The organism is Lentzea sp. NPDC060358 (assembly GCF_042725365.1).
Lineage (GTDB): Bacteria > Actinomycetota > Actinomycetes > Mycobacteriales > Pseudonocardiaceae > Lentzea.
The window spans coordinates 22415-31254 of record NZ_JBHXCW010000083.1 but is presented as its reverse complement, the minus strand read 5'-3'; the positions used below and the strand labels follow the sequence as shown (position 1 = coordinate 31254).

The 8840-nt window shown below is 72.1% G+C and carries 10 protein-coding genes; 6 read left to right on the top strand and 4 right to left on the bottom strand.

The window, feature by feature from the left end:
- Positions 1-12: 12 nt before the first annotated feature.
- On the bottom strand, positions 13-882 hold the full coding sequence (locus ACFWGZ_RS19370) for an SGNH/GDSL hydrolase family protein (protein ID WP_382452911.1): 870 nt from the start codon (positions 880-882) through the stop codon (positions 13-15).
- 226 nt (positions 883-1108) lie between these two features.
- On the opposite strand from ACFWGZ_RS19370, the gene ACFWGZ_RS19365 reads away from it, so the two are divergent.
- Together ACFWGZ_RS19365 and ACFWGZ_RS19360 are read left to right on the top strand one after the other, a co-directional pair.
- The gene (locus ACFWGZ_RS19365) at positions 1109-1603 is read left to right on the top strand and encodes a nucleotidyltransferase domain-containing protein (RefSeq protein WP_382452910.1); all 495 of its coding nucleotides are present in this window, start codon (positions 1109-1111) and stop codon (positions 1601-1603) included.
- 10 nt (positions 1604-1613) lie between these two features.
- On the top strand, positions 1614-2336 hold the full coding sequence (locus ACFWGZ_RS19360; protein WP_382452909.1) for a class I SAM-dependent DNA methyltransferase: 723 nt from the start codon (positions 1614-1616) through the stop codon (positions 2334-2336).
- Between the two features lie 42 nt (positions 2337-2378).
- Here ACFWGZ_RS19360 and ACFWGZ_RS19355 read toward each other — a convergent pair whose 3' ends face one another.
- Entirely contained in the window at positions 2379-2783 is a 405-nt protein-coding gene (locus ACFWGZ_RS19355; RefSeq protein WP_382452908.1) for a nuclear transport factor 2 family protein, read from the bottom strand.
- A 59-nt stretch (positions 2784-2842) separates the two neighbouring features.
- Here ACFWGZ_RS19355 and ACFWGZ_RS19350 point away from each other — a divergent pair, with 59 nt between their 5' ends.
- On the top strand, positions 2843-3415 hold the full coding sequence (locus tag ACFWGZ_RS19350; RefSeq protein ID WP_382452907.1) for a PadR family transcriptional regulator: 573 nt from the start codon (positions 2843-2845) through the stop codon (positions 3413-3415).
- 15 nt (positions 3416-3430) lie between these two features.
- Positions 3431-3739, top strand: a complete 309-nt coding sequence (locus ACFWGZ_RS19345) for a hypothetical protein (protein ID WP_382452906.1) — start codon at positions 3431-3433, stop codon at positions 3737-3739.
- Here ACFWGZ_RS19345 and ACFWGZ_RS19340 read toward each other — a convergent pair.
- Positions 3736-4134, bottom strand: a complete 399-nt coding sequence (locus tag ACFWGZ_RS19340; protein ID WP_382452905.1) for a GNAT family N-acetyltransferase — start codon at positions 4132-4134, stop codon at positions 3736-3738. The genes ACFWGZ_RS19345 and ACFWGZ_RS19340 overlap by 4 nt on opposite strands.
- 175 nt (positions 4135-4309) lie before the next feature.
- On the opposite strand from ACFWGZ_RS19340, the gene ACFWGZ_RS19335 reads away from it, so the two are divergent.
- Together ACFWGZ_RS19335 and ACFWGZ_RS19330 are read left to right on the top strand one after the other, a co-directional pair.
- The gene (locus tag ACFWGZ_RS19335) at positions 4310-5320 is read left to right on the top strand and encodes a hypothetical protein (RefSeq protein ID WP_382452904.1); all 1011 of its coding nucleotides are present in this window, start codon (positions 4310-4312) and stop codon (positions 5318-5320) included.
- A 69-nt stretch (positions 5321-5389) separates the two neighbouring features.
- Complete coding sequence (locus ACFWGZ_RS19330; protein WP_382452903.1) at positions 5390-6703, top strand: M28 family peptidase; 1314 nt, start codon at positions 5390-5392, stop codon at positions 6701-6703.
- A gap of 21 nt (positions 6704-6724) precedes the next feature.
- Here the strand turns inward: ACFWGZ_RS19330 and ACFWGZ_RS19325 are convergent, their stop codons facing one another.
- Positions 6725-8686: a putative bifunctional diguanylate cyclase/phosphodiesterase gene (locus ACFWGZ_RS19325; protein ID WP_382452902.1), complete on the bottom strand. Its 1962-nt coding sequence runs from the start codon at positions 8684-8686 to the stop codon at positions 6725-6727.
- Between the last annotated feature and the right edge of the window lie 154 nt (positions 8687-8840).

Here is an 8840-nt window from a genome sequence, read left to right as displayed (position 1 = left end):
GTCCCCCGGTCGCTACGCGCGCACCAGCGACGCCAGTGCCGTCTGGCCGGCCACGTTCGGGTGGAACACCGCCTCGATGCCCTCCTGGCCGGGCGCCAGCGCGTCGAACCCGCGCAGGAACGGCGTCCCCGCCTCGCACAGCGCGTGGCCCTCGAAGGTCTCGGGGCGGGAGAACGGGCTCGCGTACGTGGCGAACGCGCCCTGGCGGCGAGCCGCCGTCACGGCCGAGCGGAGCGTGGCGTCGATGCCGTCGGCGACCTTGTTGCCCTCGACGCGCTCCGCGGGGGTCAGCAGGCCGTCACCGCAGATCGGGTCGAGCGCCGCGCCGGGAGGGTTCTCCGAAGTGGACACCTGGCGGCCGTAGCCCACCACGACGATGCGCGCGTCCGGGCTGCGCCGGTCGATCTCGGCGAGCAGGGCGGTGACGTTGCTGCCCATCTGCGGCAGCTTCGCCAGGATCGCCTCGGTCGGCGCACCCGTGCAGTCGCTCAGGATGCACGTGCTGCCGTAAGCGGCGTAGTCGATGTCGTTGGTGCCGATCGTGAGCAGCACCAGGTTCGTGTCCGGCTTCAGGGCGTCCAGCTGGGCCGGGCGCTCCTTGAACGGGACGGACAGGTCGGCGGTGGCGGCGCCGCTGCAGCTGACGTTCGCCACCGACGCGAGCCGGCCCGCCGCCCGCATGCGGTCCGCGACCTGTTCGCCGTAGGAGTTGGTGCTGCGCCAGCAGTTGCCGGCCGTGCCGTCCTGGTAGTCGCCGGCGCCGGTGCCCGACGCGTAGGAGTCGCCGAGCACCACGAGCGAGGTCGAGTACGAGGCCTGGGCCGGTACCGCGAACACCAGCGCGGCCACCGCGGCCGCCAGCACACCAATGGCTCTCTTCATCGGAATCCCCCATGTTGATGTTGCTTCCGGTTCTCCACTGTGCCCGAACCGGCGCACCGCCCGCACCAAACGAGATGCATGTGGACTGACAACCCGGCCGGCCGGACCGGCGAGGCGGACGTGCGGCTCGACCTCGGGCACCGCACGCGGCGCGGACTCCGACACCACCGCCGCGGCAGCCGGAAAGCGTTTGCTCCCAGTCCTGCGGCGCTGGTTGGCTGGGTGCGTGACCGCGGAGGACGTGCTGGAGATCCTGGCGGCGCTGGCCGGCACCGACGTCTGGGTCGGGGGCGGCTGGGGCGTCGACGCGCTGGTGGGCCGGCAGACCCGGCCGCACGGCGACCTCGACCTCATGCACCGCGAGGAGCAGGAACCCCGCGTCCTCGCGGTGCTGGGCGCGCTCGGGTTCGCCGAGACGCTGTCGTGGCGGCCGGTCCGGTTCGTCGTCACCGGCCCCGGCGGCCGGGAGGTCGACCTGCACCCGCTGCGGTTCGCCGCCGACGGCAGCGCCGAGCAGTCCTCGCCGACGCCCGGCGCGCCGTTTCGCTACCCGGCCTCCTGCTTCGTCACGGGCACGATCCTGGGCTCGCGCGTGCCGTGCCTGTCCCGGGAGCAGCAGTTGTTCTTCCACCAGGGCTACCAGCCGCGCGACCGGGACCTGCACGACCTGGCGCTGCTCGATGCCGTCCACGCCCGCAAAACCGGTTGGCAGCGTGGCTAGCGTGGGCCAGGTGAAGGGATTCGACCCGAGTTTCGGGCCTGAGATCGCGAAGAACTACGACAACCAGCCGCGCGGCGACGAGGAGGAGTGCGTGCGGTTCCTCTCCCGGTTCGGCACGACGGCGCTCGAGCTCGCGATCGGCACCGGACGCATCGCGTTGCCGCTGGCGGACACCGGTGTGGCGGTGGACGGGATCGAGCTCTCGCCCGACATGGTCGCCCGGATGCGGGAGAAACCCGGTGGCGCCGGCATCGACGTCACGATGGGCGACATGTCCACTGCGGGCACCGGGCGCACGTACCCGTTGGTGTACCTGGTCTACAACACGATCACCAACCTGCTCACCCAGGACGACCAGGTGCGGTGCTTCGAGAACGCGGCACGGCACCTCGAGCCCGGCGGGGTGTTCGTCGTCGAGTGCGGCCTGCCGAGCTGGGTCGCGCGGGAGCGCAACCAGTTCATCGACGTCACCGCGATGGAGCTCGACCGGGTCAGCCTCGACGTCAACCGCTACGACCCGGTCACCCAGCTGCTCGACGAGAACCACGTGGAGATCAGCGCGAACGGCGTCCGGTTCGGCCCGATCCGCCAGCGGATGACCTACCCGTCGGAGTTCGACCTCATGGCGCGGATCGCGGGGCTGCGGCTGCGCGAGCGGTGGGACGGCTGGACCGCCCAGCCGTTCACGGCGGCCAGCACGCGGCACGTCAGCGTCTACGAACGGGCTTCGTGACGTTCACGCACCGCGAGCCGGGTGGCGCGGCCTCGGCCGGTGTCAGTCGCCCTGGGCGGTCAGCGCTTCCAGGGCCTCGGCCTTGATCCGGTCGAACTGCGCGGCCATGGCCTCCGACAGCGCCTGGGCGCCGGACAGCGGGCGCACCATCACGGTGAACTCGTCGATCAGCCCGTCGGCGTTCAGGTGCAGGAAGTCGCACCCCTGGATCTCCTTGCCGCCCACCTCGGTGCGGAACACCAGGGCGTGGTTCTCGCCGTCGGCGATCTCGCGCTCGTAGCGGAAGTTCTCGAACACGCGCATCACGCCGCGCAGGATCGCCGAGGTGATCGGCTTGCCGGGGTACGGCGCGAACGCGACCGGGCTCGTGAACACCACGTCGTCGGCCAGGCAGGCCTCCATGGCCGCGGTGTCGCGTGCCTCGACCGCCTTGCGGAATGCGTTCACCGCGGGAACCCCCGAATACTCAACTTGTTGACTAGGTCAGGGCACCGTAACCTGCTGATATGTCCCTGCGCAACGCCGTGCTGGCCGCTCTGCTCGACGGGGCGGCGTCCGGCTACGACCTCGCCAAGGCGTTCGACGCGTCGGTGGCGAACTTCTGGACGTGCACCCCGCAGCAGCTCTACCGGGAGCTGGACCGGATGGCGGCCGGGGGGCTGGTCGAGGCGCGCACGGTCGAGCAGGAACGCCGGCCGACCAAGCGGTTGTTCTCGCTCACGGACGCGGGCCTGCGGGCGCTGGCCGCGTTCACGGCCGAGCCGCACCGGCCCACGGCGATCCGCGACGAGCTGCTGGTCGCGGTGATGGCGGCGGAGGCGGGCGATGTCGAGGCGGTCAAGGCGGCGATCGGGGAACGCCGGCGGTGGGCGGAGGCGAAGATCACCCGCTACGAACGGCTCCGGACGCGGCTGCTCGACGGCCGCACCGAGGAGGAGTTCCTCGACCAGGCCGAACGGGTCGGGCCGTACCTGACCCTGTTGCGCGGCCTGTCGTTCGAGCGGGACAACGCGCGGTGGTGCGCGCGCAGCCTCGCCGTGTTGGAGCGGCGTGGTGCGCGGATCGACGCGGCCGGGTGAGGTTGAATCGGTGTCATGAACGGCATCTCGTTGTTGCAGGAGGCACTGAGCGCGCCCGCGGAGGAAGCGCGCAACCGGTTCGCGGGGCGGCTCAACGGCTACCTCGAGGGCTCCGACGTCGTGCACGCCGTGCGGTTGCAGGGGTGGCTCGGGCTGGAGGTGCCCGGTCCCGGCTGCCACGTCGGCACGGGCAGCTGGGACTTCACCCGGTTCAAGGCGACGACCTCGCCGGTGACGTGCGGGCGGTGCCGTTCGGCCGGGCTGCTCTCCAGCTCGTTCACCGGCGGCCCGCACCAGCAGACGCTCGACCTGGAGGGGCTCTAACCCCCCAGCACGCCGCGGCGGCGCACGCCCATGCCGGTCAGGGCGGCCAGGCCGAGGCGCTCGTAGTACGGCCGCAGCTCGTCGTCGCACGTCAGGTCGACCGAGTAGAGGTGCGCTCCCTCGGCGAGGATCCGGCGCACCAGCTCGGAGCCGATCCCCCGGCCCTGGAACTCCGGCCGCACCTCGAGCCACGGGACGAACCCCGTCAGCACGCCGTCGCTGATCATGTTCACGAACCCGGCGACCGCGCCGTCCGACCGCGCGACCACGACGCGGTAGCTGCCGCGCAGCACGGCGAGGTGTTGCGCCGGAGACGGCGGCGCGGGCCAGCCCACGAAGAAGCCGGCGAGGTCGTTTTCGGTCAGGTCGCTGACGTCGGTGTCGTAGGTGATCACCCTGTCATTCAACAGGTCTGCGCGGGAGCGCGCTCCGGGACCTCTACCGTCCACAGTGGACAAGGCTTGCCTGATCTGGACATTTGCGGCATATTAACGGGCAGGTGAGCCGGGAAGTCTGGTCGGCCCGCACGTCACGGCAGGTGGCGGCGGAGACCTGACGAGGGGTGCTCCGATGACGCTCATTCCCCGCTCCATCCCCCTCATCCACGATCCCCAGGTCGTCCACGCGCTGGCCGCCCGGTGGCGTCGCGCCAGGACGTTGCTCCTGCTCTCGGCCGGCGTGCTGCCGGTCGCGATCGGACTCGTGTGCGTCGTGCTCGCCGGGATGACGTCGGCGGGGCAGCAGATCATGCCGTGGTGGTCGGCGATTCCGGTCCTCGCCGCGGCGGCGTGCGCGTGGGCGTTGCTGTCGTGGTTGCGCCGCAACGGGTTGAGCGACCCGCACTCGTGGCTGCCCGCCACCACCCTGATGACCGGTGCGCAGCTCGTGCTCGGGGTGCTGCCGGGTTCGGGCATCGCGCTGCGGCTCAGCCCCGGCGCGGCCGTCGCGGTGAAGGCGTTGTGCGCGGCCGGGGTCCTCGGCGCGGGCTCGGCGAGCGCGCTCGCCCGGATGGCCCACCGCTCGCTGCTCGCGACGCCCGTGCTGGAGCTCGGGTCGACGGCGTTCCCGCTCGTGCTGGCGGGCCGCGGGACCCGCGTGGTCATCGGCACCGACCGCGTCGACTGGACCACGCGCACCGGTGCGCGGGTCGACGCCGGTGTCTCGTTCGCGCGCATCCACCGCGTGACGGTGCAGGCGAACGCGGTCGTGCTGCACACCGCGTCCGGCTCGTGGCCGGTTCCCGTGCCCGATCCCGCGAGCGCGGCGGCGTTGCTGCGCCGCCGGATCGAGTGGTGGGAGGAGCGCCGCAACGCCGCCGCCGAACGCGAGGAGCGCCGTTACCGCGACCTCGTCGGGCTGCTCGCGGCGGTCAGCGGCGAGGCGACGCGCGGCGGCATCAGCGTCACCGTCGACTCGAACGGCGTCACGACCGGCATCGCGCTCACCCCCGCCGTGCGGCAGCTCGACCCGGACGTCCTCGCCGCGCAACTGATGGCGTGCGTGCACAAGGCCCGTTCGGACGCACGCCGCCAGGTCGAGGACCTCGTGCTCGACCACGCGGCGGCGAAAGCCGGCCACTAGTCGCTTGTCCCGCGTCCGCGCGCCTGCCTACGTTCGGAACGCCTGCACATCTTCCGACGGGGGACCGACATGCGCAGACGTGACTTCCTCGCCGCGGCGGCCGGGTTCGCCGCCGTGGTGGCCAACCCGGCGAGCGCGCTCGCGGCGAACGAGCAGCGGCCCGGCGCCGCGCACCTGCCCGACCTCGACCTCGGCGACTTCCCCGTCGTGGCACGGGTCCGGGCTCGCACCGCGCTCAGGCACCTGGAGGTCTTGAGCGACCGGATCGGGCCGCGCATCGGCGGCACCGAGTCCGAGCACCGCGCCCGCGACTACCTCGTCCGCGAGCTGAAGGCGTTGCGGTACCAGGTGACGACGCAGCCGTTCACCGTGCCGGACAAGTACCTCGCCGACGTCGACGGCCGCTGGCAGGCCGGCGCCTCGCGATCCGGCGCGCTCGGCGTGACGGTCAGGGCGCCGTTCGCCGAGGTCGCCGACGGCGTCGAGCTGACCGGCAAGATCGCGTTCTTCGTCAACGCCCCCACCGGGTCCGCGCACGTGCACGACGCGGTCGCCCGCGGCGCGGTGGCCGTGGTGCTCGGCCGGATCTCCGCCACGGCGAGCAAGTCGAGCGCCTTCTCCCCCGCGCTCGACCGCGAGGTCGCCGTGCCGGTGATCGGCCTCGCCCAGGTGCACACCGAGAAGCTGCGCGCCCGCGGCTCCGGCGAGCTGACGATCACCACCACCCACCACCCGAACCTGACGTCCTACAACGTGATCGCGGACCGGCCGGGCACGTTCCCCTGGCGGGACAACGGGGTCGTGATGGTCTCCGCGCACTACGACAGCGTGCCGGGCTCGCCGGGCGCCAACGACGACGGCAGCGGCACCATCCTGTGCCTCGAACTCGCGCGGGTGCTGCGGTACCTGCCGACGCACAAGGCGCTCCGGTTCGCGCTGTGGGGGTCGGAGGAGCAGGGCCTGCTCGGGTCGCGGCACTACGTCTCGCAGCTCCCGCCGGAGGAGATCGCGCGGATCAAGGGCGTGTTCCAGAACGACATGGTGGCCACCAGCCACAACCCCGCCACGGCCTACTGGCTGCTCTCGGTCGACGGCGCGGACAACGCCACGACGGCGGGCGTGCGCGCCGCCGCCCAACGGCTCGGCTACGACCCGAGGGTGCACGGCCCGGTGGTGCGCGGGTCGAGCGACCACGTGCCGTTCCACGAGAAGGGCATCGCGGCGGCGAACTTCAGCTGGCGCGGCGAGGGCGGGCCCGCCGAGCTCGAGCCGATCTACCACACGCCGGAGGACACGATCCGCGACAACGTCAGCCCGGAGCGGTTGCAGGTGTCGCTGGAACTGATCGGCGCGGCCGCGTACCGGCTGGCCGTCCAGAAGTAGGCGGTGCGGGGGCAGGGCGGCTCACGGGGCCGGGGCGGCCAGCTCGCCCGCCACCCGGTCGCTCAGCCACGCGGCGAACTCGTCCGCGGGCAGCGGCCTGCTCAGGCCGTACCCCTGCACGATGTCGCAGCCCAGGGCGGCGAGGGCGGTCCACGTCTCCTCGTCCTCGACGCCCTCGGCGACGACCTCCAGCTCCAGGTTGTGCGCGAGGCCCAGCAACGAGCGGGTGATCGCGCCGCTGGAGGGGTCCGTGCGCATGTTGGTGGTGAACGACCGGTCGATCTTCATCTCGTGCACGGGCATCGTGCGCAGGTAGGCGATCGACGAGTAGCCGGTGCCGAAGTCGTCGATCGACAGCCGCACGCCCAGCTCCCGCAGCCGGGTCAGCACGTCGCTCGCGCGCAGCGGGTCGGCGATGATCGCGCTCTCGGTGATCTCGAGCGTCAGCTCGCCGGGCGGGCGGTCGTGCAGCCGGAGCGCGGCGGCCACCTGCTCCGGGAACGTCGTGTCCTGCAGGCACTGGGCGCCCACGTTGACCGAGACCGGCACGTCCCAGCCGGTGTTGTGCCAGACCCGGCTCTGGGCGAGGGCGTGGTCGAGCACGTACTGGGTGAGCGGCTCGATCAGGCCGGTCTCCTCGGCCGCGGGGATGAACCGGTCGGGGCCGAGCAGGCCCAGGCGCGGGTGCTGCCAGCGGCACAGGACCTCGGCACCGGTGACGGCGCCGGTGCGCGCGTCGGCCTTGGGCTGGTAGTGCAGGACCAGTTCCTGCTGGTCGAGGGCGCGGCGCAGGTCGCTGATCACGGTGAGCTGGGCGGCGCTGTGGTCGTCGCCGGGCGCGAAGACGGACGTGCCGAGGCGGGCGCGCTTGGCCGCGTACATGGCGATGTCGGCGTGCTTGAGCAGGTCGTGGACGTCCGCCGAGTCGGCCGGGTACAGGGCGACGCCGATGCTGCAGCCGACGTCGACCGACAGGCTGTCGAGGTCGACGGCCTCCCGCAGCGCGCGGTGCACGCGCTCGGCGACGACGAGGGCGTTCGCGGGTGAGAGCACCGACGGCAGCAGGACGGCGAACTCGTCGCCGCCGAGGCGCGCGACCGTGTCGACGTCGCGGACGGCCGCGGTCAGCCGGTTCGCCACGTGCTGGAGCAGCCGGTCGCCGAACGCGTGGCCGAGGGTGTCGTTGATCGGCTTGAAGCGGTTGAGGTCGATCAGGAACAGGCCGAGCGGGTCACCGGTGCGGTCGGAGCGCTCGATCGCCTGCTGGGCGTGCTGGACGAGCAGCGTGCGGTTGGCGAGCCCGGTCAGCGCGTCGTGCATCGCCTCGTGCTCGCTCTTGGCCGCCTGGCGCAGGATCTTGCGGCGGTGGCCGATCAGCACCACGCCGCACAGCGCGACGAGGCCGAGGTCGACGACGAACGCGATGACCGCGGCGAGGCGCAACCTGCTGTTCTGCGCTTCCGCGGCCCGCAGGTAGTCGGAGGTCTCCAGGCGTTTGATCTGCACGACCGTGGAGAGCTGCTTGCGCAGCGACACCAGGGTCAGCTCGGCCTGGTCCGCCTTCTGGAACGCGCCGGTCGTGTCACCGCGGTCGCCCGCCGCGACCGTGTCGCGCAGCAGCGACGAGTAGTCGCCGTAGAGGTCGTCGACGATCGTGGCGGCGCGGACGTCGGCCGCTCCGCCGTGGTTCTTCAGCCAGCGCAGGCTGTCACCCGCGGCGCCGGCGGCGTTCGAGACGGGTCTGCGCATCACGGGCGTGCCGGAGCGCAGGTAGTCGACGAGGGCGTGGTCGGCGACGTCGACGTTCTGGACGACGAGACCCCACCGGTCGCTGATCTCGTTCAGTTCGTGCAGGTGGTTCGTGGCGGCCTGCATGCTCAGACTCGTCCACAGCGCGAGACCCGCCAGCGCGGCCAGACCGATCGTCAGGGAGATGACGGTCGTGTGCGCGGTGGTGCGGGCCTCGACCCAGTTGGAGAGCATCTATCGGCGCCTCACGTGGACATCGCTTTCCGGCGAAGTAGCTATTGGTACGCAGCCAAAGGATTGCACGCAAGCCGACACAGCGGTGCGCGGTGCACTAGCCTTGACGGCTTTCCGGCGGTCAACTGATGGGGCTTTCCGTGGTGCGCGCTGT